At 40.2% G+C, this 25381-nt stretch carries 19 protein-coding genes; 9 read left to right on the top strand and 10 right to left on the bottom strand.

Going from position 1 to position 25381, the window contains the following annotated elements; genetic code table 11:
* Positions 1–29: 29 nt before the first annotated feature.
* The 5 genes from DN064_RS12760 to recG all read right to left on the bottom strand — a co-directional run bounded on the left by DN064_RS12760 (position 30) and on the right by recG (position 8117).
* Positions 30–1784: an amidohydrolase gene (locus DN064_RS12760; RefSeq protein ID WP_115463055.1), complete on the bottom strand. Its 1755-nt coding sequence runs from the start codon at positions 1782–1784 to the stop codon at positions 30–32.
* 26 nt (positions 1785–1810) lie between these two features.
* Positions 1811–3580, bottom strand: a complete 1770-nt coding sequence (locus DN064_RS12755; protein WP_115463054.1) for an amidohydrolase — start codon at positions 3578–3580, stop codon at positions 1811–1813.
* A 40-nt stretch (positions 3581–3620) separates the two neighbouring features.
* On the bottom strand, positions 3621–5012 hold the full coding sequence (locus DN064_RS12750; protein WP_115463053.1) for a short-chain fatty acid transporter: 1392 nt from the start codon (positions 5010–5012) through the stop codon (positions 3621–3623).
* Positions 5013–5367: 355 nt separating this feature from the next.
* Positions 5368–5988, bottom strand: coding sequence for a class I SAM-dependent methyltransferase (locus DN064_RS12745; protein ID WP_115463052.1), 621 nt, complete (start codon positions 5986–5988; stop codon positions 5368–5370).
* Positions 5985–8117, bottom strand: coding sequence for an ATP-dependent DNA helicase RecG (gene recG, locus DN064_RS12740; protein WP_115463051.1), 2133 nt, complete (start codon positions 8115–8117; stop codon positions 5985–5987). The genes DN064_RS12745 and recG overlap by 4 nt, the downstream gene beginning before the upstream one ends.
* Before the next feature lie 79 nt (positions 8118–8196).
* On the opposite strand from recG, the gene DN064_RS12735 reads away from it, so the two are divergent.
* Complete coding sequence (locus DN064_RS12735) at positions 8197–10146, top strand: M1 family metallopeptidase (protein WP_115463050.1); 1950 nt, start codon at positions 8197–8199, stop codon at positions 10144–10146.
* A gap of 68 nt (positions 10147–10214) precedes the next feature.
* Here the strand turns inward: DN064_RS12735 and DN064_RS12730 are convergent, their stop codons facing one another.
* On the bottom strand, positions 10215–10736 hold the full coding sequence (locus DN064_RS12730) for a DUF7935 family protein (RefSeq protein WP_115463049.1): 522 nt from the start codon (positions 10734–10736) through the stop codon (positions 10215–10217).
* A gap of 44 nt (positions 10737–10780) precedes the next feature.
* Positions 10781–12049, bottom strand: coding sequence for an amidohydrolase (locus DN064_RS12725; protein WP_115463048.1), 1269 nt, complete (start codon positions 12047–12049; stop codon positions 10781–10783).
* A gap of 131 nt (positions 12050–12180) precedes the next feature.
* On the opposite strand from DN064_RS12725, the gene DN064_RS12720 reads away from it, so the two are divergent.
* Positions 12181–14523 carry an ATP-dependent helicase gene (locus DN064_RS12720; protein WP_115463047.1) on the top strand — a complete coding sequence of 781 codons (2343 nt, stop codon included), beginning with the start codon at positions 12181–12183 and terminating at the stop codon, positions 14521–14523.
* Here DN064_RS12720 and DN064_RS12715 read toward each other — a convergent pair whose 3' ends face one another.
* A complete protein-coding gene (locus DN064_RS12715; RefSeq protein WP_115463046.1) occupies positions 14524–15468 on the bottom strand; it encodes a hypothetical protein in 945 nt (314 codons plus the stop codon).
* Positions 15452–16420: a pepsin/retropepsin-like aspartic protease family protein gene (locus tag DN064_RS12710; RefSeq protein WP_115463045.1), complete on the bottom strand. Its 969-nt coding sequence runs from the start codon at positions 16418–16420 to the stop codon at positions 15452–15454. Before DN064_RS12710 ends, DN064_RS12715 begins: the two co-directional genes overlap by 17 nt.
* Before the next feature lie 103 nt (positions 16421–16523).
* Between DN064_RS12710 and DN064_RS12705 the strand changes: the two genes are divergently transcribed.
* On the top strand, positions 16524–17144 hold the full coding sequence (locus DN064_RS12705; RefSeq protein ID WP_115463044.1) for an L-threonylcarbamoyladenylate synthase: 621 nt from the start codon (positions 16524–16526) through the stop codon (positions 17142–17144).
* Here the strand turns inward: DN064_RS12705 and DN064_RS12700 are convergent.
* A complete protein-coding gene (locus DN064_RS12700) occupies positions 17141–18352 on the bottom strand; it encodes a multidrug effflux MFS transporter (RefSeq protein WP_115463043.1) in 1212 nt (403 codons plus the stop codon). The genes DN064_RS12705 and DN064_RS12700 overlap by 4 nt on opposite strands.
* Before the next feature lie 80 nt (positions 18353–18432).
* On the opposite strand from DN064_RS12700, the gene DN064_RS12695 reads away from it, so the two are divergent.
* The 6 genes from DN064_RS12695 to DN064_RS12670 all read left to right on the top strand — a co-directional run bounded on the left by DN064_RS12695 (position 18433) and on the right by DN064_RS12670 (position 25367).
* Positions 18433–18879 (top strand): DinB family protein, encoded by a 447-nt coding sequence (locus DN064_RS12695; RefSeq protein WP_115463149.1) that lies wholly within the window; start codon positions 18433–18435, stop codon positions 18877–18879.
* A 75-nt stretch (positions 18880–18954) separates the two neighbouring features.
* Complete coding sequence (locus DN064_RS12690; RefSeq protein ID WP_115463148.1) at positions 18955–20670, top strand: ABC transporter ATP-binding protein; 1716 nt, start codon at positions 18955–18957, stop codon at positions 20668–20670.
* A 14-nt stretch (positions 20671–20684) separates the two neighbouring features.
* A complete protein-coding gene (locus DN064_RS12685; RefSeq protein ID WP_115463042.1) occupies positions 20685–21425 on the top strand; it encodes an SOS response-associated peptidase in 741 nt (246 codons plus the stop codon).
* A gap of 174 nt (positions 21426–21599) precedes the next feature.
* The gene (locus DN064_RS12680) at positions 21600–21983 is read left to right on the top strand and encodes a hypothetical protein (RefSeq protein WP_157962315.1); all 384 of its coding nucleotides are present in this window, start codon (positions 21600–21602) and stop codon (positions 21981–21983) included.
* 192 nt (positions 21984–22175) lie between these two features.
* Entirely contained in the window at positions 22176–23834 is a 1659-nt protein-coding gene (locus tag DN064_RS12675) for a serine hydrolase domain-containing protein (RefSeq protein WP_115463040.1), read from the top strand.
* 243 nt (positions 23835–24077) lie between these two features.
* Positions 24078–25367, top strand: coding sequence for an amidohydrolase (locus DN064_RS12670; RefSeq protein ID WP_115463039.1), 1290 nt, complete (start codon positions 24078–24080; stop codon positions 25365–25367).
* Positions 25368–25381: the final 14 nt, after the last annotated feature.

The raw sequence follows: 25381 nt of genomic DNA, 5'->3' as shown, positions 1-25381 counted from the left end.
GTTCTAGAAGGTATGGACATTATTCGGTGCTAATAGTTGCTCGGTTTCTTATAAACAGGACTTCCACCTTTAATAGTTTCTAAAACCTCTAGGTTTTGCAATTCTGAAGGTTCTATTTTAAGTGGATTGCGGTCAAGTATAACAAAGTCAGCCACCTTTCCTTTTTCGATAGTTCCTTTGGTGTTCTCTTCAAAATGTTGGTATGCGGCCCAGTCTGTTAATGCCTTTAGTGCTAAATAGGGGCTTATACGCTCATCTGGTCCAATGATTTGCCCACTCCTTGATGCTCGAGTTACCGTGGCTGATAAGACCCGTATAGAACTTGGTAATGCTACGGGGGCATCGTGGTGGCTGGTAAACCTCAAACCTTTTTTATAGGCTGTATTGGTTGGGGATATTTTGTAGGCACGCTCTTTACCCAAGACCGAATTCACGTGATAATCACCCCAGTAAAAGGTATGCATAGGGAAGAAAGAAGGCCACATTTGCTCTTCTACAAAACGGTCTAACTGGTCTTCTCTAGCGGTTTGAGCATGGATAATAACCGTTCTTCTATCGTTGTTACCAAATTCTTTATTGGCTTTACTCACTGCAGCAATGTATTGGTCAATGGCCGAATCACCATTACAATGGGCTAAGATTTGAAGATTGTTTTGATAGGCGTCAGCCACGTGCTTGTAAGCTTCCTCGTCCGTCATGCTCTCGTATCCGTGGTAATCATGAGGTTCGCCAGAGGGGACAATAAGATAGGGGTGTGATAACCAAGCGGTTTTGCCTTGGGGAGAGCCGTCTAGATTTAGTTTAACGCCACCCACTCTGTATTTGTTGGTATAGGTTTTACCTTGGTATTTGGAGTTGGCACCTTCTCTATTGCTAAGAATATCAACATACGACACAACATCTAATATAAGTGCATCGTTTTCAGCGGCCCGCTCCATGGTGGCAGAACCATCGGGAGTGCTGCGGCCTTCTTGTGCTGTGGTATAACCAAATGACGCGTAGAGCTCTTGCCCTTTAACCAGCATGTCATCTTGCAACTCTGGGGTCATATTAGGAAGGATAGCGGTTAACAGAACCATAAAGTGTGCCACCTCTTCTAATACTCCATTAGGCTCATTACTTCCAGAGACCCGTCTTATTTTTCCTCCTTTAGGATCTTTGGATTCGGCAGTAATTCCTGCCAATTCAAGACCTTTTGAATTTACAACGGCAAGGTGTCCGGATTGGTGTATAATATAAATAGGTATTTCAGTAGATACCGCATCTAAATCTTCCTTGTTGGGGTAGCGGTCTAATTGCGAATCGTCATAGCCAAAGCCAATGGCCCAACCCGTGGTATCAATGAAATCTTTGTTATTAGCAATCCATTCTCCCAGAATCTCTTTGAGGGCTTCAACACTATCTCCTGTGCCATCGGGCGCTGGAAGCAAGTTGGCGGAAGCGGCTTGTAAGCCCACATTAAATACGTGGCCATGCCCATCAATAAAGCCAGGGAGCATGGTCTTACCTTGCAAATCTACAAGATCTGCTTTGCCTTCAAAGCGCGCTAGGGCATCTGCTTTACTACCCGTAAAAATGATTTGACCCTCCCGCTCTACAACAGCCTCTAAATAAGCCGGCTCTTCACCTGCCATGCTTATAATATCACCACCATGATATAGGGTTTGTTTTAGCTTGTAGGGCTCTGCTACGGGTGTGCTATCCGCACTTTTTGCATTGTCGTTTTTGCAGCTAACGGCAAGAATAATTAGCGCTACTGCAATTATGGATTTCAATGGTTTCATACTCGATAATCTAAAAATTAATTGACTTATTTGGATTTTAAATTGTTGGCCTTGATAATGTTAAATGTACCGTTATAGATGGTGGCTAATACCTTTAAATCTTTAATGTTCAAAGGGTCAACCTTAAAAGGGCTGGCATCTAGTATTACAAAATTAGCACGTTTGCCCTCAGCAATGGAGCCAATTTGCTGTTCTAAATTAAGGGTGCGTGCAGCATCAATAGTTATGGCGCGCATGGCCTCATAAACTGAAATGCGCTGGTCTTGCGAAAATGCGCTGTTTTGAGAGGTTACGCGATTAACAGCGGTCCACGCAAGTGTCAGTGGTTCCATTGGAGCCATGGAAAAATCGGAGTGGAACGAGACCGGAACATCGCGTTGTACCAAGCTGTTGATGCGCACTAAATTTTCGCCGCGCTCCTTTCCTAAACCAACTTCACTGTACTTGTCGGCCAAAGCCCAAAGGTAATAAGGGTTCACAGATCCTTCGACACCCATATCTGCAATTTGCTGTGCCATATCGTCTGTAAAATACCCCATATGGTGTAACGTAAAGCGGTGATCGTTCCGAGGATTCCGCTCTTGGTCGAGTTCAAGGTAATCAAGAACTTGCTGAATGCCTTTATCACCGTTTGAATGCACGTGGATTTTATAACCGTTATCCCAGTACATACTTATTTGTTCTTGAAACAAATCTAAAGGTGTCATCCATTCGCCGTGATGGCCGTCTATATAGTCATCCTTCATTTGCATGGCTTGACTGTAAATTGCACCATCTGAGAAGAGCTTTACTTGTTTGGGTAAAAAGTGAATATTGTCAGTGCTGTAAGTGCTTTCTAAGGTCTCCATAAAATTCATGGCCTCTTTATTGCCACCTTTCATCGAAAAAAGTTGGGTTCCACTGGGTATTAAGTACACATCATAGGGAGGATTCTTTTCCATTTCCTTCTTAAGAAGGGCCAGCTCGCCATTAAAATCAGAACTTGGAAAGCCAGGTTCAGCTACAGTTGTAATACCATTTTGCTGAATTAATTGCGTCATCATTCCTAAGCCTTTCATGTAGCGTGTGGGCTCAAGCATTATTGTTGCCATTTTTGGTACCAATGCTAACCAGCCCCCCTCGTAAAAATGCCCTTTGTCCCATTCAACCTGGGGGTTACCCTTAAAATCCTCTTCAGTAATACCTAAAAGGGTAATTGCAGCATCGTTCAAATAAATTTCGTGAAACGAGCGGTGGATAATACCAACCGGTTTGTCTTTGGTAATGGTATTAATCTTGTCTCGTGATAACTCTCCATGCCATAGTTGATGGTAGCCCCAAATAAAATACATCTCACCTTCTTTAGCATTTTCGGTAATGGATTTGGTTATACGTTCCATGTAAGCCTCATGACCTGTGACCCCTTTTTTTGTGCCATTTGGTAGTACCCAGTCATAGGGCGCAATAATTTCATTGGGTAACATTGTGGCAGCTAACGACGGATGTACATGTGGCTCTACTAAGCCAGGCATTAAAACATTTCCTTTTAAGTCGTGTAGTTTAGCATCTGGAAATTGTTTGATTGCATCAGCGTTCTTGCCTACAAACACAATGTCTTCATTTTGCGTCACCACCGCTTCGGCGAGTTCCAATTCTTCCCCGTTCATAGTTATGATGTCACCACCATAATAAAATATTTGTGAGTCGGCTTTAATCTCAGATTGGTTGGTCTCATGGGTTTGTTTATTGGACCTGAATTCTTTACATCCAAAGAAGAAAGTCAGTAAGAGAAAAAGACTTAAATTTAATTTTTTCATAGCTTTTAATTTTATTTAATATAACTAAATAAATTGTTGTTTATAAATACGTTACTAATGATATTTGAACAACCATTAAAAGCAGAAAGGGAATGACTAGATACCCCATGACATCTCTGGCTTGCAGTTTTACTCCCTGTCCCATGACAGGAAATACCAATAAAAGAAAAAATGGTTGCATCAGGTTACTTAGACTTTCGCCATAAGCAATGGACATGGCAGCTCGTGATAACATTTGTGTTACTTCAGCTTCGGGAAGGCCTGCACCAATTTCAGCAACGGCCCCAAGAACACTCGGACCTACAACAGCAAATTCACCGCCAGCAGATGGAATGGCAAAATTCATTAACCCTCCAGTGAAATAAGAGAACATAGGATAGGTATCAATAGTGGCAACAGACGCCATTAATTCCGCAATACGCGACCCTAAACCAGTATGGATCATAATGCCCATAATGCCAGCATAAAACGGATACTGAAACAAAATCCCTGAAATGTTAGAGCTTGACCGTTTCATGGCAATGGTATAGCGCAACGGGGTTTTGTGAATCAAGAGACCAATGATTATGAAAATAAATATCATAATGTTAAAATTCAGGTCAAATCCATTTTTGTAGAAATAATTGATGATGTAACTAAGTCCCATTAGACCAATCAGTAGTTGTAGAACTTGACTGTTATTCAAACTGTCTGACAGGGCCCTAAATGGTAATTTATAGCTATCAGCCTCTTCTTTTATAGACTGTTCCTTTGTGTTCTTGGATGAGGAAAGCTCGTTGGATAATTCCATTGGTTGTTGGAGTCGGGGGACTAGAAATAAGATCATTAATGGCACCAAGACTAAAAAGAAGACAAGCATTACAATATTTAGACTAGAACCTAAAGTCAAATTTGTTTCAATAACATTTGACAGAATGCCTGCTTCAATCAGAAAGTTTTTTTTGGTGTTCAAGAGAAGGGGTATCGAGCTTGACAATCCGCAGACCCAGCTACTCCATGATAAATAGACACAAGCTACCAAAAAGGGATAATGCACTCCCTTAACTCTAAGGGCCAACTCTCTAGCTAAGACTGCAGTGATAATCACCCACCCAAAACTGACCAGGCACAACAAGGAACCGACAATCATAACAAAAAAATAAACCTGCTTAGGGGTGCCAACAAATTGAGCCAATTTATCTATCAAACGACCTACCATTGGAGAAATGGCAATACTATGGCCTGTAATGACAATGAGAGCGATTTGCATCCCAAAAGCTAGCAAGTCAAAGAAACCGTCGTACCAGGCTCTTACAACGTCCATAGGGCCCGAGCCTATGAAGATCATGGCAATAGATCCAGTGATCAGGGTTAAAAGCAGCGCAAAAACAAACGAGCTTGGCATAAGTTTAGTGAAGACATCGGTAAAGCGTTGGCCTAATTTGGTTAGCATAAAAAACAAATTAATGCTACTAAGTTAGCAGATATCGGAAGATCTTTCCAAATAAGAGGCGACACAGAGCTTTAAAGTTAATAAGGCGTTAATTAACAACTGGCTGCACTTCTTTAACAAGCTTATAACATTAGTGGGGCTTATATGAGTCTAACTTAGGGTTAACTAAAACAATCATTATAAAAAAGGTAGAGTTTGGATTGAATCTTCACTTCTGTATTCTCTAAGTATAACATAAATAGTTGCTCGATTGAAGGGTTTTTACTTTAATCGATAAGACTAACGATTCTTCATCATCAAAACACGTTCAGTTTTGTTTTGGAAGGTCTGACTGGGGTTGGGGTCAGACCTTTTTTTATAAACGCTTAAATACTCCAAATGTAAAATTCTGGATCGTATCAAACGGGGTTTCATGGTCTATCTGAAGTTGTTGAATACATTCAAAATGCTCAGTAAACATAGTGCTTAAAGCAGACGATGAGTATTGTTTTATAGGAATGCCACTGCACTTGGTGGGGCCGTTTTCTGAAAAAGTTCCCACTACCATAGCACCATTTTCCTGAATACTTGAGTTGACAAGACTTACATAAGATTTAATTTCCGAATCACTTGTTAAAAAATGCAGCGCTGCTCTATCATGCCATAGATCATAGCTTATTTCTGGTTGAAAGTCTAAAATATCTGATTCTATCCAAATGATTTTCTCTGAATTGTCTCCTAGCCGTTCCTTAGCTCGGTCTATGGCACTCTTTGAGATGTCCAAAACAGTGAGATTGGTGAAGCCCAACTCAATTAAATGATCTACTAGGAAACTATCGCCACCCCCAATATCTATAATTGCGGCATCTTTAGGCAAGTTTAAGGAGCCTATCAATTCAAGAGATGTTTTTGGTTTGGGTTGATACCAGCTAACTTTCTCTAATGGTTTGGTCTTGTAAATTGCTTCCCAATGTGCTTTTCTATCAAATGTACTCATGATATATAATTCCAGATATTTTTAAATTTTCCCATTTGTCGATAAGTATTTAGGATGTTGGCATGTTGGGGTAGGGCCAGTGTGGGATCATCTTTGAGTATACGTTTGGCTTCGTATCTGGCGCGTTCCAAAATCGTCTTATCCTTAACCACGTCGGCGATTCTCAAGTTTAGAACTCCACTTTGCTGTGTTCCCATAATATCGCCCGGTCCGCGCAATTTTAAATCTACTTCAGCAATTTCAAAGCCGTCGTTAGTCTTAACCATGGTTTCCAAACGGGTTTTACTATCATTACTTAATTTATGACTGGTCATTAAAATACAATAACTCTGTTCGGCACCTCTACCTACACGTCCACGTAACTGGTGCAATTGTGAAAGGCCAAAGCGTTCTGAGCTTTCTATGATCATTACCGATGCATTTGGGACATTAACACCAACCTCAATAACAGTAGTAGCAACCATGATTTGGGTTTCACCTTTAACGAATCGTTGCATTTCGTATTCCTTGTCAACAGCTTTCATCTTACCATGAACAATGGATATTTGATAATCGGGCATAGGGAATTCACGTGAGATGCTCTCATAACCATCCATAAGATCTTTATAGTCCATTTTCTCGCTTTCCTGTATTAAAGGGTACACGATATAGACTTGTCGACCTTTGGTTATCTCATCTTTTATAAAACGAAACACTTTAAGACGGTTATTATCGTACCGATGTACAGTCTTAATAGGCTTTCTTCCGGCAGGTAATTCATCAATGACCGAAATATCCAAATCTCCATATAATGACATTGCTAAAGTTCGAGGAATTGGAGTGGCTGTCATCACCAAAATGTGAGGGGGATTTATAGAAGATTTTTCTGATAACTCTGATTTGGATCCTTTTCGCCACAACTTAGAGCGCTGTGCCACTCCAAACCGATGTTGCTCATCGATTATAGCAAGGCCTAAATTTTTAAACTGCACCTTATCTTCTAGTAGGGCATGGGTACCAATTAAAATCTGTAAGTCTCCATTTTCGAGGGATTTATGAATTTCTTTACGTTGTAAAGTAGTGCTTGAACCAGTTAGTATATTTATACTGATATTCAGTTTATTACACAATTCACTTAATCCATTAAAGTGTTGAACTGACAAAATTTCAGTTGGCGCCATAAGGCAACACTGGAAACCGTTGTCAAGGCCTATTAGCATTGACATAAATGCAACAATGGTCTTTCCAGATCCCACATCGCCCTGCAATAACCGATTCATTTGGGCAGAACTGCCTAGATCGGAGCGTATTTCTTTTAAAACGCGTTTCTGTGCGCTTGTTAGTTCAAAGGCTAAATGCTCTTGATAGAAGCTATTGAAGTAATTGCCAACCTGGTCAAATGTAAATCCCTTTATTCGAGATTTGTGAATTAAATTCTTTAAAATTAGCTGTAACTGTATGTAAAATAATTCTTCAAATTTAAGTCGAAATTGAGCTTTACCTAAAACCTCATTAGACTTAGGGAAATGCACATTGAATAATGCATCAGATTTGGAAATCAACTTTAATTCTTTTAGTAAATCTGGTGACAAGGATTCTGAAAATTGTCCTTTGGTCTCCAAAAACAATTGCTGCATTATTTTAGAAATAACCCTGTTAGTAATACCTTTATTGGAGAGCTTCTCTGTTGATGGGTAAATGGGCTGCATGGCCGAGCGTAGATTTTTTTCATGCTCTGACTTTAATTCTAGGTCTGGATGTGGCATGCTGAATTTTCCTCCAATCAAATTGGCGCGACCAAATGCGACATAGGTCTGACCTACTTTAAGACTTTCTCGAATCCATTTTTGACCTCGAAACCAAACTAATTCCATGCTTCCTGTGTCATCAATAAAATCAGCAACTAAGCGTTTACCGCGTTTTTGTGTTACCTCTCTGAACCCTTTTAAAACTCCAATCACCTGTATTTCGGCACTGTTTTGCTGTAGCTGATTGGTCTTGTAGTAACTCGTACGATCAATATAGCGGTTTGGGAAGAGGTTGATGAGGTCCTGATAGGTGTGAATTCCTAATTCCGATTTTAAAAGGCTAGCCCTGTTAGGACCAACACCTTTTAGATAATCAATGGGGGTTTGTAAATTCACTGGCATGGGGCGAATTTACCAAAATATTGGCTTTTGATGGAATGGTATTTGTTGTACATTGCTCTGTGTCTAAATATAGTCTTAAATGAGAATTTTAGTCGTGTTGTTTGTTTTTATGTCTTTACTGTTGGAAGCACAGCAAACGGAATATGTTGATTTTAAGCAAATATCAGCTGATTTAGAATTTGTCCCTGATTCTGCCAAGGTGAAAGGACAAGTAGCAATTAGCTTTAAGATTTTGCAAACGGTAGATTCGGTGTCTATTGACGCCAAGAATTTTGAGGTATGTAATGGTGATGCGACCAAATGGATTAATTATGACCTCAAACACTCCTATGACGGTCAAAAGATCTGGATTAAAGGCAAATTTGTGCCTGGTGAAATGTACACCTATAACCTGCATTACGAAACCGTACCTAAAAAGGCGCTGTACTTTTTAACCAAAAATGGTAACTATCATATTTGGACTCAAGGGCAGGGGAAGTATACCAGTAACTGGTTGCCAAGTTTTGACGATGTTAACGAAAAGGTTGTTTTTGATTTGCAGATACAATTTGATAAAGATTACAAGGTTCTTGCAAACGGTCAATTGGATAAAATAGACGAATTGGAAGGATTGAAAGCTTGGCATTATTCTATGAAAAAACCAATGTCCAGTTATTTAGTGGCACTGGTCATTGGTAAATATGAGGTTGATTTAAAAAAGTCTGATTTGGGCACTCTCATTGAGCTCTATTATTATCCTGAGAAACAAGAGGAGCTGGAAACTACATACCGATACTCAAAAGGTATCTTTGATTTTATGGAGCAGGAGCTGGAGTATGAATATCCGTGGCTGGTTTATCGGCAGGTTCCCGTTCATGATTTTCTCTATGCAGGAATGGAGAATACAAGTCTTACTATATTTTCTGATGCCTTTGTGGTGGATTCAATTGGTTATAACGATGCTAATTATATCAATGTGAATGCTCATGAATTGGCGCACCAGTGGTTTGGTGATTTAGTAACGGCTAAAAGCGGGGAGCACCATTGGTTACAGGAAGGTTTCGCTACTTATTACGCGCTTTTGGCTGAAAGAGAATTATTTGGAGATGATCATTATCATTTTCAATTGTATCAGTCGGCTCAGGAATTAGGCAGGCAGGACGATGCAGGTAATGGCACTTCGCTTCTCAATCCAAAATCCAGCAGTTTAACGTTCTATCAACGCGGTGCTTGGGTGCTTCACGCCTTGCGTACTCAAATTGGAAATGCAGCATTTAGAAGGGCTGTCAATACGTATCTAAAAACTTATGAGTTTAGTTCGGCTGAAACGGATGATTTTTTGTCTATTGTAGAGGCGCAAACCGAGGAGGATCTGTCTGAATTCAAAGAAATGTGGATCGTTCAGAGACGATTTCCTTTTGAGGCTGCAATAGCTCTTCTTCGGAAGCAGTCTGAATATATTAATGAATATATAATGATTGATTGTTCAGCCAACAGCTCTAAATGTGCAGATTATTTAAAGTATGGGGTTTCTGATGAAGCTAAAATCAAGGTGATTTCGCAGCAACCTGGGCTGGTTACAAAAACTACATTTAAAAACGGTTATAAGGTGCGACGAGCTATTGCGCAGTATGTAACAACTATTCCTAAAGGCTTAAAGAGCGACTATGAAACACTTTTAAAGGATCCGTCCTATCAAACTGTGGAAAGCGCCTTATACAATTTGTGGGTTAATTTTCCTGCTGATCGTTCCAAATACCTTAGTTTGACCAAGTCTATTGAAGGTAATCATAAGAAAAATGTCCGGTTGTTATGGTTGATTCTTAATTTGAATACGCCTGAATACCAATCGGATCAAAATCAAGAGCTCTATAACGAGCTAGTGAGCTATACTAATCCCATGTATAATGCGGACCTACGCATGGATACCTTTCAATACCTCGAGCTGTTGAAGGCTTGCAACGATGCCTGTAAGATTAATTTAGAACAAGCCAAAAGCCATCACAACTGGCGCCTGGTTAAGTTTGCGAAGGAAACGCGAATGGAGTAGTGGTCTACTCGGAAATGAACCACCCTTGGTGGTGCAAAAACTCTTACTCTTGCCTGCACTAGGTGCTTTTACCACATTTCCCCCACTTCCTTTTTAATAAAAGAAAGAGCGGCATTACTGGGTGGTTGCTTGTCCATAAGGTCGGTTAAAACGACTTCTCTAAGCTTATTAGCGGTATCGGTTTTATCCGACATAGCGGACTTGCGTATGAGCTGAATTGTAGCATTTTTTGCTGCGGTTATAATACTCCAACATTCATCACTTACATAAATTTGTTGCGATAGGTTATGTTCAAATTCTTGTTCAATTGTTGCTTGAAGTAAATTTTCATAATCCCCTTTATTAGAAGAATTTGGGTGTACTCTAATTAATAATTTTGCCGGAGAAATACGTTCTAGAAATAAAGCCATGCGCTCATAGGCCTGAAGCCGTAATGGAAAGGCCTCACGTTGCATAGCTTTCTGTAATAAAAAGCGTCTTCGGTTGTATTCGTTCTCAATATGTTGTTTAAAAAAATAGTAGGCAATAGCTCCCGTTATGACCGCTGGAATCATGTATAGGAACATTTCAATAAATTTCTGTGTGTTCATGTATGTATCTCGTTAGTGTATATGGTAACGGTCTTAAAAAGACATTATTGGTCTAAATAGTCAAAAGTGAGTTGTGTTAGTGCTTTGACCCCTAGTTTTAACCCGTCTTCATCAATTTTAAAATCGGGAGTGTGATGCGGAAAGGCTTCTGTGCTTCCTGGTGTCATACCACCAATGAAGAAATAGACTCCGGGGACTTCTTCCTGAAAATATGAGAAATCCTCACCGCCAGTTGTAGCCTTCATAATTTGTACATTATCAGTTCCTGCTACTTTTTGCAAGGTGGGCAGCATGGCTGCTGTTAAGGCTGGATCATTAAAGGTAATAGAGGTGTTGCTCTGGAACGAGATTTCCGCTTCACCACCATAAGCCTTAGCAATAGTTTGGCTCATTTCGGTCATACGTCTAATAATCATTTCACGCATTTTAGGATCCAGGGTTCTCACAGTTCCAATAAGTTCGGCACTTTCAGGGATGATGTTAAAACGGGTTCCTGCGGTAATTTTACCAACTGTAATTACCGCTCCTTCATCAATTAACCGTGCTTCACGACTAATGATTGTCTGGAAACCATCTATGATCTTAGCTGAAATTAATATTGGATCCACACCTGACCATGGTTGTGATCCATGGGTTTGCTTACCCTTAACATTAACAACGAAACGTTCTACAGCGGCCATGATACCGCCGTCTTTGTATTTGATAGTGCCAACTGGTGTTTCAGAATTGATATGTAATCCAAAAATAGCATCTACATCTGGATTTTTAAGCACTCCTTCTTTAATCATGAGTTTAGCTCCTCCTTCTTCACCTGGTGGAGGGCCTTCTTCGGCCGGTTGAAAGATAAACTTAACAGTACCCTTGATCTTGTCTTTGTTGTTGCTCAATACCTCGGCCACTCCCATAAGTATGGCAGTGTGGGTATCATGACCGCAGGCATGCATCACCCCAGTTTCGGTATTTAAAAAGGTGGTGGTTACTGTGGATTTAAAGTCTAAGTCGTTGCGTTCCGTAACTGGAAGAGCATCGATGTCTGCTCGTAGTGCCACAACCTTACCAGGCTGGTCTCCTTTTAGAAGCCCTACAACACCAGTTTTTCCAACTCCTACAGTTACTTCCATCCCAAGCCCTCTTAAATGTTGCGCAATTTTTCTGGCCGTCATAAATTCACGATTGGATAATTCTGGATTTTGATGGAAATCACGGCGCCACTCAATAACCTTGGATTCAATGGCATCTATATCATTATCGACTGATGTTTGCGAAAAGTTCAAAAAGGGGGTCAGTAACAGAAGGACTAGGAGTTGTTTCATAGATTTTATTTTGTACTAATATATTGAAATTTGTCTATTCCCCTGTTTAGACCATTGTTTATAACTAATAGGAAATCCTTTGGCTAATGCCTAGTTGAATATGTAATTTCACTTTTTGAAATTTAGTCCATTTGGAAGCCTATTTAAGTCAGTTAAACGATGCACAATTAGCCCCTACCTTGCAAAAGGAAGGGCCTATGATTGTTATTGCTGGTGCGGGATCAGGGAAAACAAGGGTGCTTACCTTTCGCATTGCCTACTTAATGAGTCAAGGGGTAGATCCATTTAATATTCTGGCCCTTACGTTTACCAATAAGGCTGCCCGAGAAATGAAGGGTCGTATTGCGGATATCGTAGGGGAGAGTGAAGCTAAAAATCTCTGGATGGGTACCTTTCACTCCGTATTTGCCAAAATATTGAGAATTGAATCTGATCGCTTGGGTTACCCTAGTAATTTTACCATTTATGATACCCAGGATTCCGATCGTTTGATCACCTCTATTATCAAAGAAATGGGGCTAGATAAAGACGTGTATAAACCCAAACAAATTCGCTCACGAATTTCGTCTTATAAGAACAGTCTCATAACGGTAAAAGCCTATTTCAGCAACCCTGAACTTATGGAGGCCGATGCCGCTGCGCGTCGCCCGCGTCTTGGGGATATCTATCAAAATTATGTAGAACGCTGTTTTAAAGCGGGAGCTATGGATTTTGATGACCTTTTGTTAAAGACTAATGAGCTTCTAACGAGGTTTCCCGATGTGTTGATGAAATATCAGGACCGGTTTCGATATATTTTGGTGGATGAGTATCAGGACACCAATCACTCCCAGTATTTAATTGTACGCGCCTTATCCGATCGTTATCAGAACATATGTGTGGTTGGGGATGATGCTCAAAGTATTTACGCCTTTAGGGGGGCTAACATTAATAACATTCTCAATTTTCAGCGCGATTATGATGGAGTGAAGGTGTTTCGCCTGGAACAGAATTACCGTTCCACTAAAAACATAGTAAATGCCGCTAACTCCGTTATAGACAAGAACCAGCATAAATTAGATAAAGTCGTTTGGACCGCCAATGATGAAGGTGCTAAGATTAAGGTCAATCGTCTTATGACCGATGGAGATGAAGGACGTTATGTAGCGAGTACCATTTTCGAGTCCAAAATGCAGCAGCAGTTGCATAACAAGGATTTTGCAGTCTTGTATAGAACAAACGCCCAATCCAGAGCTATTGAAGATGCCTTGCGGAAACGGGATATTAAATACCGTATTTACGGAGGTCTTTCATTCTATCAACGCAAGGAAATTAAGGATGTTCTGTCCTATTTAAGGCTAATTGTTAATCCAAATGATGAAGAGGCCTTAAAACGCATTATCAACTTTCCAGCAAGGGGTATTGGACAAACCACGATAGACAAGTTGGTTGTTGCAGCGAGTTCACTGGACCTCAGCATATTTGAGATATTAAAGCGAATCGACGATGTGTCTGTACCTGTTAATTCTGGTACACGGAATAAACTGCGGGATTTTAAGACCATGATTGAGAGTTTTCAGGTCATGAATGAGGGGGCCAACGCCTTTGAATTGGCTGAGCATGTGGTTAAAACTGCCGGATTAATTCGTGAGTATAATAAAGACGGCACACCAGAAGGGGTAGCCAAAATGGAGAACATTGAAGAGTTGCTTAATGGAATAAAGGACTTTGTAGAAGGTCAGAAGGAGATTGCCGACAGTACAGCTTCTTTACCAGATTTTCTTGAAGATGTAGCTCTTGCCACGGACCTTGATAATGATAAAGGGGATCCGGATCATGTAGCTTTAATGACAATTCACCTGGCCAAAGGACTTGAGTTTCCGCATGTGTTCATCGTTGGAATGGAGGAGGATCTATTTCCCAGTGCCATGAGTATGAATACACGTAGCGAGCTGGAAGAGGAACGACGGTTGTTTTATGTGGCACTAACACGAGCAGAACAGCAAGCTTATTTAACCTACACCCTTAACCGTTACAGATGGGGAAAGTTGATCGATGCTGAACCAAGCCGCTTTATTGATGAGATTGATGATCAGTTTCTGGATGTCATTACCCCATTTGAAGAACAACGTTTTAATCCTATGTTGGATGCTTCTATTTTTGGGGATCCGGAACCCTCCAGACCAAGTTGGGCTGAGAAACTAAAATCTGTGGATCAGAAGCGCTCTCAAAAACGCTCCGCTAATAAGCCTGCTACTTCCAATAAGTTTACTCCTCCTAAGAAGTTAAAGCCGTTGTCTAAATCTCAAGGGGCTACTAATTTATTTGATAACAAGCTCACCGTTGGTAATATGGTCAACCACCAGCGTTTTGGTCGGGGTGAAGTGTTGAAGATTGAGGGTCAGGGTGCTGATACCAAGGCTGAGATCAAGTTTGAAAATGGCGGTAATAAGAAGCTGCTGCTGCGTTTTGCAAAGCTAGAGGTGTTAGGGTAGTTACTTAACCATGCATACGGAGTTGATGTTACCTCGGCTGTCATACTCAGCTACTGAATTGTAAGGATCTGTCATCCACTCACCATCCACAATAAACTTGTAATGGTGCTTGCCACCAGTTAATTCCACAGTAGCCATCCAGTAACCATCTTTTTTATGCATTTTTATTTCATGCTCATTCCAGTCGTTAAAACCACCACTTAAAATAACAGTGTCAGCATATTCATAACCCCATAATTTAAAATCTACCATTTTAGTTACCTCAATAACCGAATTGTACCCCTCGTGATCATTTTCAACAAGTGACAGGTTAGCAGGGTCTTCTATCCATTTTCCATCAACAATGAATTTGTATTCGTAGCGGTCTGGGCGCAATTGTAAGGTGACGGTCCAGCCATCATCGGTTGGTAACATCACAAAATTGGTCTCATCCCAGCGATTAAAGGTACCGCTAACAATTACTTTTTTAGCAGTGGAGTAGCCCTTAAGATTAAAAGTGACATTTCCATATTTGGTAGCAAAGGCTGAGTACAGACGTAGGTTATAGACATGCATCTCATCTCCGTACTTAGACCTGGCCGTTATTTTATTTTCAAATTCGTCTGTTGGTTCTGCCCAATGCTCGCCGTTCACCACAAATTTAAACTCCCAGTCAAAATCACCTGTAAAGTCTGATAATGGTTTTGTTAGCTCATAATTGCCATTCTCTACCTGTTCCATTAACCAGGAATTCGGGGACCAGTCGTTGAACTCACCTGCTACATAAACTTCTCTAACAGGGATATTAAAATCAGTGATATTACTGTAGTCTTCTACATTAAAAACAAAGGTCAGCCATTCGCCATTGATTCGATAACCAAGACGTGTTTTGGATTGCGCTATGGACGCGAAGCTCATAAGCCCAAACAGAAAGAGGATGATATGTTTTTTAGTTTGAATTTTCAATGATGACTGGCTGTGCAATAAAATATAACTGCTGTTTCTTGTAGTTTATAATTGTTCGTTGTTGTTTAAAGAATTCAAAACCAAGCACGCCGTCAGCAGTGGTGCCAAAAGCCTGCTTCATTTGACGCAAGTTAGTTAAAACCGTTTTCATAGGGCCGAAGTATATGGATTCATTCAATTGAACACGATACAGTTTGCCAGTGGTCACCTGTTTAGATTTGCCACTGGCATCTGACAATTTCATGGTTTTGGTGGGGTAAAAAAAGGCTTTTATACTTGGGTCAATCTTTTCGTTTAATTGGTTGTATTCTGCACCGGTATCCAATACAAATTTGGCAGGTCGCTTTCCAATAAATCCATTTAATAAGATACTATGACGCTTGAGTTTAAAGTCAACAGAGTCGATGATCTTTTCAGCATATACCTTGTTGGTCAAGCGCTCTCCATGACGATCAACCTTGGTCAAGGTAATCTGGTTTAGGTACAAATCAATAAACACCTCAAAATCCTTAAGAACACTGTAACCAATGATACCTAATAACTTCATTTTTTTGGTATCCTCGAAATGCGAGAGATCAATGACGTCAGCATTTAAACTTTTTACTGTAATGGCATTCATTTGAAAGGCATTCAAGACTTGTTGCTTAACATTGTCCATAGAAGCATGTACGCCTGATCGGTCCATACCATCCAGTTCATAGGTTTTACGATCCATAAAATGACGCTGGTTGAGAATTAAATTCAAAGAACCGGTGTCAATTATAAAATTTCCAGATCTACCTAATAAATCAGCTTCCACCACGATTAATTGGTCAATAACTTTAAATGGAATCCGTGTTGTATTGGCATTCACATAAACAGCCTTGCTAAATATAATGGGCGGTTTTACATCTTTAGCAAAGACCCACACGGAGAGTAACATTGATAAGATGGTGATTTTTGATTGATGCATATACTTATAGACGATAACAACAAGGGTACTGTTACAGTTTTTTGTTCCAAAACAAATGAGCTTGTATATTGGCCATCGTTTTTTTATTAAGTAACTTTAATTTATGGCCGAATTTGTTAAGATATACCCGGAAAATCCCAATGAGAGGGGTATGCAAAGGGTAATAGATTGTTTGCGTGATGGAGGACTTGTTATTTATCCAACAGATACGGTGTATGGTTTGGGTTGCGATATTAATAATATTAAGGCATTGGAACGCATTGCTAAGATCAAACAGGTCAAACTTGAGAAGTCCAATTTTTCGTTTATCTGCGAAGATTTAAGTAATCTCAGCGATTATGTTAAGCAAATAGACACCAGCACTTTTAAAATTTTAAAACGGGCGCTTCCAGGTGCCTATACATTTGTCCTTCCGGGATCAAAAAGTCTCCCACATCCCTTTAAGAAACGAAAAACAGTTGGTATTAGGGTTCCTGACCACGCTATTGCTTTGGGACTGGTTAAGGGCTTAGGAAACCCTATCGTCTCCACCTCTATACGGGATGAGGATGACATAATCGAATACACTACAGACCCTGAGTTGATTCTTGAAAAATGGGATAAGTTAGTAGATATGGTTGTAGATGGTGGTTATGGTGGTAACGAAGCGTCTACGGTTATTGACCTAGCACAATCACCCCCTGAAATACTGCGTGAAGGGAAAGGTAGTCTAGATATCTTTTAACGAGTACTGAACAATCCCTTAAAATACGGCATCTGGCCATAAAAAAGGACTAGAGATATAAATCCGCAGACTGAAAACCCAATGAATAAAGGGGTAACCGAGTCTTTAACAAAACTCCCAATAAAATCAGCAATGGGAACGGCCATGACGGTGGAAATGAAACCATTTAATGCCGAACCAATGCCTGCAATATGTCCCATAGGTTCCATAGCGAGGGCTCTTAAATTCCCGAAGAGAAAGCCAATGCAAAAAAACTGTACCGCGAAGAAACTTACCAAGATTACGACACTTGGATTGGGGTGGTTAGCATAAAGTAATAAATACAATATACTGGTAAGTACATAACCTAACATGGCCATATGTACCAGTTTCAACATACCTAAACGCACTACAAGCCTGCTGTTTAGAAAGGTGGCAAACCCCACAGAAATGGCTAAACTCGCAAAGATATAGGGAAACTCCTGTCCCAATCCATATTGGTCCTCAAAGATCTGTTGCGATGCACTGAGATACACCATAAAAGAACCGGTAATAAAACCAGACAAGAGGGTAAAGACCACTGCAGGTTTTATTTTAAAAAAAGCTTTAGTTCCTGTGACATATAAATTAAGTCGGTACGCTATTTTAAACTTGGGGTTCAGTGTTTCGGGCTGCCGCCACCAAAACCATAACATGACTAGTACCCCAAAGCCCAGAGTTACGCCAAATATCGATTGCCAGCTGTAGGCATTCATTAAAAATTGACCTAGAGTTGGTGCAATCACGGGTACCAGAATAAATACCATAACTACAATGGATATGATTTTAGCCATATAATCCCCACTATAACTATCACGTATCATCGCTATGGTCATGGTTCTCGGGCAAGCAAGTCCCACTCCCTGGAGCATCCTACCAAACAACATCATCTCGAAATTACGGGTAGTCAAACATATGATGGAGGCAATAATAAAGATTACAAATCCCGTGTAGACAATGGGTTTACGACCAAAACTATCCGATAAAGGCCCAAAAATGAGTTGGCCAAAACCCAAACCCAGAAATATAGTCGTTATAAGTTTTTGATTGTCTAAAGGATTCCTGACGGACAGGTGCTCTCCAATTTGAGGTAAGGCTGGTAATACCGCATCAATTGAGAGGGCCACAATAGACATCAACGCTGCCATAAGCAATATAAATTCCAGTTGCGACCTATCCGTTGTTTTCATGGCGCAAAAGTAAGCTAATAATTGTCTAATTTTAGAGTTTGACTATTAATCAAAAGTTAATAAAGCCAAGAGGCCCAATTATGGTAACAGAACATTTAACGCGTCTCTTTTCAAGAGACTTGGACAAGCTTATTGCTGAGCTTAATTCATATCAAAACGAATCGCACTTATGGTTGCTGGACAAAGACATTTCCAATACAGCTGGTAATTTGTCACTGCACCTTGTAGGGAACCTCAATCATTTTATTGGCGCAAGCATTGGTAATTCAGGTTATGTACGTCAGCGGGATTTGGAGTTTTCACAGAAAAACATCCCTAGAGAAGAAATAATCAAGAGTATTGAAGCTACCAAGCTGATGATAGCTGAGGTGCTAACGGCTGTTACTGAGGAAGAACTCAATCAGGAGTTTCGTCGCAATCCTTTTGAGGATTATATGTCAACGGAATTCTTTTTACTGCATCTCTTAACCCATTTGTCCTACCATTTAGGCCAGATTAATTACCATCGCCGATTATTGGATGTTTAATTTGATGGCACTATTAATTTAAAATCATTGTAACCATTGGAGAATAAAACAAATTCTAACAAGTCACGTGTGACCATGGTCCAGGCCTTTAAAACCATTATCTGGCCGCGACGTCGTCTAGTATTTATAGGCTTGATACTTATTGTTATACGAAGTTTGGCAGGTCTGATCCTGCCCTGGCAGAGTAAGGTGCTTCTGGATGATGTGGTTCCAGGAAAGGACCTGAGTGCCTTATATAGCTTAATAGCAATCGTTATTTCTGCCATATTTATTCAGGCATTAACCTCTTTCTTACTCACTAGGATATTAAGTGTACAGGCGCAATTTTTAATTTCTGAATTGCGGGCTCAGGTACAAAAGAAAGTACTATCACTTCCGATCCGGTTTTTTGACAATACCAAATCCGGAGCTTTAGTGTCCAGGATCATGACTGATGTGGAAGGGGTGCGTAATCTCATAGGAACGGGATTGGTACAGCTGGTTGGTGGTTCTATAACAGCAGTATTGTCTTTAATAATTCTTATTGGCCTTAATCCCTGGATGACCTTATTTGTGTTTGCACCACTATCGGTATTTGGCTATGTAGCACTTAAGGCCTTTAAGTACATACGACCAGTCTTTAGAACACGTGGTAAAATAAACGCTGAGGTTACCGGGCGTTTGACCGAAACCCTGGCTGGTGTGCGGGTTATAAAAGCCTTTAATGCCGAAGAGCAGGAAAACCGCACTTTTGAGTTTGGAGTGCAGCGCTTGTATGAAAACGTTAAGAAGAGCTTGACGGCTACGGCTCTTATGACCAGCTCTTCTACTTTTTTAATAGGTATTGCCACCACGGGAATCATGGGAATAGGAGGTTATTTTATGATTCAGCAGGAAATGACTGCTGGGGAATTTTTATTCTTTACCCTTATTCTTGGCTTTATGATTGCACCCATTGTGCAGATGAGCAATATAGGAAGCCAGTTGACCGAGGCTCTGGCAGGTTTAGACCGCACTGAAGAATTGATGAATCTCGATTCTGAAGAAGATGATAGTGAGCGTAACATTGTTATAGAAAAAATGAAGGGTGATATAGCCTTTAATAAAGTGTCTTTCTCTTATGAGCAAGACAAGCCTGTTCTTAAGAACATTTCATTTGAGGCTCCTTCTGGTTCAGTAGTGGCGTTGGTGGGTAGTTCAGGATCCGGGAAATCCACCATAGCTGGGCTTTCCGCCACCTTTTTAAATCCTGATGAGGGTATGGTGACTATTGATGGTCAGGACCTCTCTAAAGTGAAGTTGCAAAGCTTCAGGAAGCATTTGGGTGTGGTCTTGCAAGATGAATTCTTATTTGAAGGAAGCATACGCGAGAATATTATGTTTCCGAGACCACAGGCCACGGAGGAACAACTACAGCATGCTGTTAAATCGGCTTATGTTAATGAGTTTACGGATAGATTTGAAGAAGGGCTAGACACCTTAATAGGGGAGCGGGGAGTGAAGCTTTCTGGCGGGCAGCGCCAGCGTATTGCCATTGCTAGGGCTATTTTGGCCGATCCTAAGATCATTATTCTGGATGAGGCTACATCCAATTTAGATACGGAGAGTGAAGGTTTGATACAAAAAAGTTTATCGGAACTCACACACAACCGGACTACCATCGTTATTGCCCACCGCTTGAGTACCATTAAGCGTGCCAACCAGATTCTGGTAGTTGAGGCTGGTGAAATTGTGGAACGTGGTACACATGATGAGTTGTTAGCCAAGGAGGGTCGCTATTACGATCTGTATACTTTTCAAGCGAAAATTTAATTAAGGCGTTAAATATGTGTTATCAAACCAGACAAATACGAACCGTCAAGGATCTGGAACTCAAATACAAGGTGGGTCTATCCAACTCAGCCTACAGGGATTTGTTTGATCAACCGTCCTACCATCTCAATGGTTTTGCACACCCCAACATGCTTATTATCCCCCAGCAAAAGCCAGAGGTACTGGCGCCAGGCATCTGGGGTATTGTCCCTGCTAATAAACAGCCCGAGGAAATTAAAGCTTATTACAAGGAGAGCATCCGCTATGGCTCCGGATTAAATGCCAAGAGCGAAAAACTCTTTGACCACTTTATTTATAGGCATGTGGCCTTTAGCCAACGTTGTATTATTCCAGTTACTGGTTTTTTTGAGCCGCATACCCACTTAAAAAAGAAGTACCCCATTTACATTCATAGAAAAGATGACGACATTTTCTCATTGGCTGGGATTTATACGATAATTGGGAAACACGTCACCTTTTCAATTCTTACCAAGGCAGCCAATCCGTTTTTTGCCAAGATCCATAACGAGAAGAATAGACAACCAGTGATGCTTGACGCGGAAACCGAAAAAGAATGGTTAAATAGTGCTCTTGAGATGGAAGCAATTAAGACGATAATTGCTAGAGATAGTCTTAAAGAAGACTTGGAAGCCTATCCCGTGAGTAAGGATTTGTACAAGCGGAATGTGGATTCTAATGTTGATACCATTACCGATCCTGTGAGCTATGAGGTACTCAATGACACTTCATTTTAACAAAATTTTAGTATTTTTAAGTCACTTAAAAAATCAATTATGAAAACTTACTTATCACGTATTGCATTAGCCGCAATGGTAATTTCCGCCTGGTCATGCAAACCCAAATTTGACAAAAAGTTACACGAAGATATTGCGGCTGAACATACCGCCCTTGAAAAAGAACACTACAACATGGAACAGCTCCATGAAGATCTAGAGAATGAACATGATCGCTGGGTTGAAGCTCATGCAGCTTTGCCGGATGCTGACTCCATCCATATGGATATGGAGGCCAAGCATCAGGCCTTAATCGATGCTCATGCTGAAATTTTAAAAAAGCATGCAGGTTTATTAGAAAAGCATGCCGATTTAGAAGCCAAGCACGAGTTAGGTGAGTTAACGACTGAAGAAGCTCAGGCGGAGCATGAGGCTATGAAAAAAGAACATGCCGAAATGCAGGCTGATCATGAGCAAATGGAAGCCGATCACAACGTGATGCGTATTGATCACGAGGTCATCATGCAGGAACATGAAGCTGAGGCTGAAGAACAAGAGGAAATTTCTGAAGAGCACTAGCGAGTGTTTAAACAATAAAAAAAACCTGCATCTGCAGGTTTTTTTACGCCTAGTTCTAAGGTCTTTCGAGTAGACGTCTTAAGCCTTATTTTTTAAGAATGGCTATATTGAAGGAAATATATAAGTAAAATAAATACTTGGTGTTTGTTGAATAATTGACTTGAATATTGAACACATTAAAATCATAATAAAATGAAGCATCTAATAATATTTTTATTACTAACCTATTTTAGTTTATTCTCGGCAGAGGCTCAATTAAGTGACGTGCAGTCGAAAAAAATTGACAGCTTATTTATGGGTTGGACTGAAGCAAATCACCCTGGCGGTTCAATTGGAATTATGAAAAATGGTAGTGTCATTTACTCGAAAGCATTTGGTCTTGCAAGCTTGGAATATCAAATACCAAATACGGTAGAAACTATATTTAACGTAGGATCTGTGTCCAAACAATTTACAGCTATGGGAATTGTTTTGCTTCAGGAAAGAGGATTGTTGTCAGTTGATGATGATATACGCAAATATCTGCCGGATATGCCAGATTTTGGTCATAAAATTACTATCAGGCATATGTTACATCATACTAGTGGCATGCGCAGTTTACATGCTATGCTGGGCTTAGCAGGTTGGCGTGATGACGACTCAAGGACCAATGAAGATTTATATCGTTTCATGTTGAAACAAAAAGACTTGAATTTTTTACCCGGAGATGAATATTTGTATTGTAATACAGGATATATGCTTATGGTTAATATTATTGAAAACGTCACTAAAGAGAAATTTCCACAATGGATGAAGATCAATGTTTTTAGCCCTTTAAGAATGAAAGACACTTATGTAGAAGACAGATATGATCGTATCGTTCCCAATAATGCGACATCTTACTATAACACAGGAGAAGGTTTTTTCAGAGCTGTAGAGTATTGGGGTTATGTTGGTTCTGGCAATGTACATTCAACAACTTCTGATCTTCTTATTTGGCTGCAAAATTTTAGCACCCCCGTTCCTGGCTGGGAATCATCCTTTGAAACACTTACAACGACGGATAATCTTAACGATGGAAGTATCAACAATTATGGTTTTGGTGTGTTTATGGACGATTTTAAGGGATATAGCAAAATCCAGCATGGTGGTGCTATTGGTGGATTTAGAGCTTATTCAAGTCATTACCGGGAGGAAGAACTAAGTATTGCTGTTTTAACAAATTACTCATCCTCAAATTCTGGTGGAATTGAACGCAATGTGGCTAATATTTTACTAGAAGATAAACCAACTACAAAAAATATAACAATACCCAAAAATACAGAAAGCAAAATAGCCTATCCTTTAGAACAGCTTACTGGAAAATATGAAATTCAGGCAGGAGTCATTGCAACTATTTCGATAAAGAATGACTCTTTGAGTGTTTTACAAGAATGGAACAATTCTGAGTACACTATATACAACACCAAAGGCAACTCCTACGAAATACCAAACACAGATGGCATTGAGTTTATTTTCTCGGAGATTAAAGATCAAAAAACACAATTACTTACAGTTTACCAAAATGGGAATAAGATTGTAGCCAAAAGATTTACAGAAGTAGATTTATCAAGTATCAGTTTAAGTGACTACACTGGACGTTTTTACAGTCCTGAACTCGAAAGTACTTTGGATATTGATCTAAAAGACAATAAACTATCAGGTCATCATGCTAGGCATGGTGATTTCCCAATAGAAATTATAAAAAAAGACGCGTTACAGATTCCGAATTTTGCGACCATTGATATTGTTCGTGGTCCTGATAATAATATTACAGGAATCAAGGTTACCAATGGAAGGGCAAGAAATGTTTGGTTTGAGAAGCAGAAATAAAAACTTAAACGCATAATGTATGAATGCACTTGCGTGGCTAGTCGCTCTAATCGTTTTGAGCGCCAGTCGAAAGGCCCGTCTAGGCGGATTCTAGTATCCTACGACAGAGTTTGTATCGAACATGCGGATATTTTTGACAGAGGTTGGAATCGATTTGTAATTGGTAAATGCAGTACTTAAAAAAAATTATCACAAAAAACTCGAAACGAAGCTTTAGTTACCATACTGATAAATAATAACCTTATGAAAAACTTCTTTATACTAATACTTCTAAGCAGCTCCGTATTTACATTCAGTCAAACTTTCGATAAGCAAATCGAGAAGATGACCAATGCTAATGAAAAGCAGGTTATTGAATGGAGGCATTGGTTTCATGAAAATGCAGAGTTAAGTAATCGAGAATTCAAAACAGCAGATCGCATTACTTCCATATTAAGAGAAATTGGATATGAGCCACAAACAGGAGTAGCCAAGACGGGTGTGGTGGCCGTTTTAAAAGGTGGAAAACCCGGACCGGTGGTTGCCCTGCGTGCAGATATAGACGGCCTTCCGGTAAAGGAACGCGTAGACATTCCCTGGGCATCCAAACAATTAGGAGAATACAATGGCGAAGAGGTTCCGGTCATGCACGCATGCGGACATGATACCCATTTAAGCATCTTACTGGGTGTGGCCAAAATGCTTTGGGAAATAAAAGACCAAGTACCGGGTACGGTAAAATTTATTTTCCAACCAGCTGAGGAAGGAGCACCTCCAGGAGAAGAGGGAGGGGCTGAACTAATGATTAAAGAAGGAGTACTTAAGAATCCTGATGTGGATGCCATCTTCGGATTACACATCGATACTTTTGTTCCGGTAGGAATTTTACAGTGCCGACCTGAAGGTATTTATGCGGCTTCTAATTCCTTTCGAATTGATATCAAAGGTCGGCAAACCCATGGTTCAGCACCCTGGTTCGGTACAGACCCTATCGTCACTGCAGCGCAAATTATTAATAATCTCCAAACAGTAGTGAGCCGAAATGCTGAATTAACCAAGGCACCTGCTGTGGTGACCGTTGGGGCCATTCACGGTGGAAATCGCTCGAATATCATTCCTGAGGATCTTTACATGTTAGGCACCATAAGAACACTGGATCCCGATATGAGAGAAATGGTATTTAGAAGAGTACGGGAGGTGGTCACTAAGACGGCAGAATCTAATAATGCCGAAGCAAACATCACAATCGACAAAGGAAGTCCCGTAACCTACAACGACCCTAAACTATATGACCAGATGCTGCCATCCCTTATGCGTATAGCGGGTGAAGGGAAATACGAGGTTATGAGACCAATCACGGGAGCTGAAGATTTTTCTTATTTTCAAAAAGAAATCCCTGGATTATACTTTCAAATTGGTGGGAGTCCTCTGGGCAAAGATCCAAAATCAATAGCAGATCATCATACGCCTGACTTTTATGTAGACGATGCAGGAATGATGCTGGGAATGAAAGCCATGATGGGGCTCACTCTGGACTACCTAGTTAATAATTAAAATAGGTTATGGAA

The organism is Winogradskyella aurantiaca (assembly GCF_003362725.1).
GTDB classification, from domain to species: domain Bacteria; phylum Bacteroidota; class Bacteroidia; order Flavobacteriales; family Flavobacteriaceae; genus Winogradskyella_A; species Winogradskyella_A aurantiaca.
This window is presented reverse-complemented; position numbering and strand designations above follow the sequence as displayed.

Coding starts and splice junctions, on each gene's coding strand:
- DN064_RS12745 (WP_115463052.1), bottom strand. CDS start 5,988: ATGAGTACATTTGATAGAAAAGCACATTGGGAAGCAATTTACAAGACC.
- DN064_RS12700 (WP_115463043.1), bottom strand. CDS start 18,352: ATGAAAACAACGGATAGGTCGCAACTGGAATTTATATTGCTTATGGCA.
- DN064_RS12755 (WP_115463054.1), bottom strand. CDS start 3,580: ATGAAAAAATTAAATTTAAGTCTTTTTCTCTTACTGACTTTCTTCTTT.
- DN064_RS12760 (WP_115463055.1), bottom strand. CDS start 1,784: ATGAAACCATTGAAATCCATAATTGCAGTAGCGCTAATTATTCTTGCC.
- DN064_RS12735 (WP_115463050.1), top strand. CDS start 8,197: ATGAGAATTTTAGTCGTGTTGTTTGTTTTTATGTCTTTACTGTTGGAA.
- DN064_RS12685 (WP_115463042.1), top strand. CDS start 20,685: ATGTGTTATCAAACCAGACAAATACGAACCGTCAAGGATCTGGAACTC.
- DN064_RS12695 (WP_115463149.1), top strand. CDS start 18,433: ATGGTAACAGAACATTTAACGCGTCTCTTTTCAAGAGACTTGGACAAG.
- DN064_RS12750 (WP_115463053.1), bottom strand. CDS start 5,012: ATGCTAACCAAATTAGGCCAACGCTTTACCGATGTCTTCACTAAACTT.
- DN064_RS12690 (WP_115463148.1), top strand. CDS start 18,955: ATGGTCCAGGCCTTTAAAACCATTATCTGGCCGCGACGTCGTCTAGTA.
- DN064_RS12670 (WP_115463039.1), top strand. CDS start 24,078: ATGAAAAACTTCTTTATACTAATACTTCTAAGCAGCTCCGTATTTACA.
- recG (WP_115463051.1), bottom strand. CDS start 8,117: ATGCCAGTGAATTTACAAACCCCCATTGATTATCTAAAAGGTGTTGGT.
- DN064_RS12675 (WP_115463040.1), top strand. CDS start 22,176: ATGAAGCATCTAATAATATTTTTATTACTAACCTATTTTAGTTTATTC.
- DN064_RS12710 (WP_115463045.1), bottom strand. CDS start 16,420: ATGCATCAATCAAAAATCACCATCTTATCAATGTTACTCTCCGTGTGG.
- DN064_RS12725 (WP_115463048.1), bottom strand. CDS start 12,049: ATGAAACAACTCCTAGTCCTTCTGTTACTGACCCCCTTTTTGAACTTT.
- DN064_RS12680 (WP_157962315.1), top strand. CDS start 21,600: ATGGAACAGCTCCATGAAGATCTAGAGAATGAACATGATCGCTGGGTT.
- DN064_RS12730 (WP_115463049.1), bottom strand. CDS start 10,736: ATGAACACACAGAAATTTATTGAAATGTTCCTATACATGATTCCAGCG.
- DN064_RS12705 (WP_115463044.1), top strand. CDS start 16,524: ATGGCCGAATTTGTTAAGATATACCCGGAAAATCCCAATGAGAGGGGT.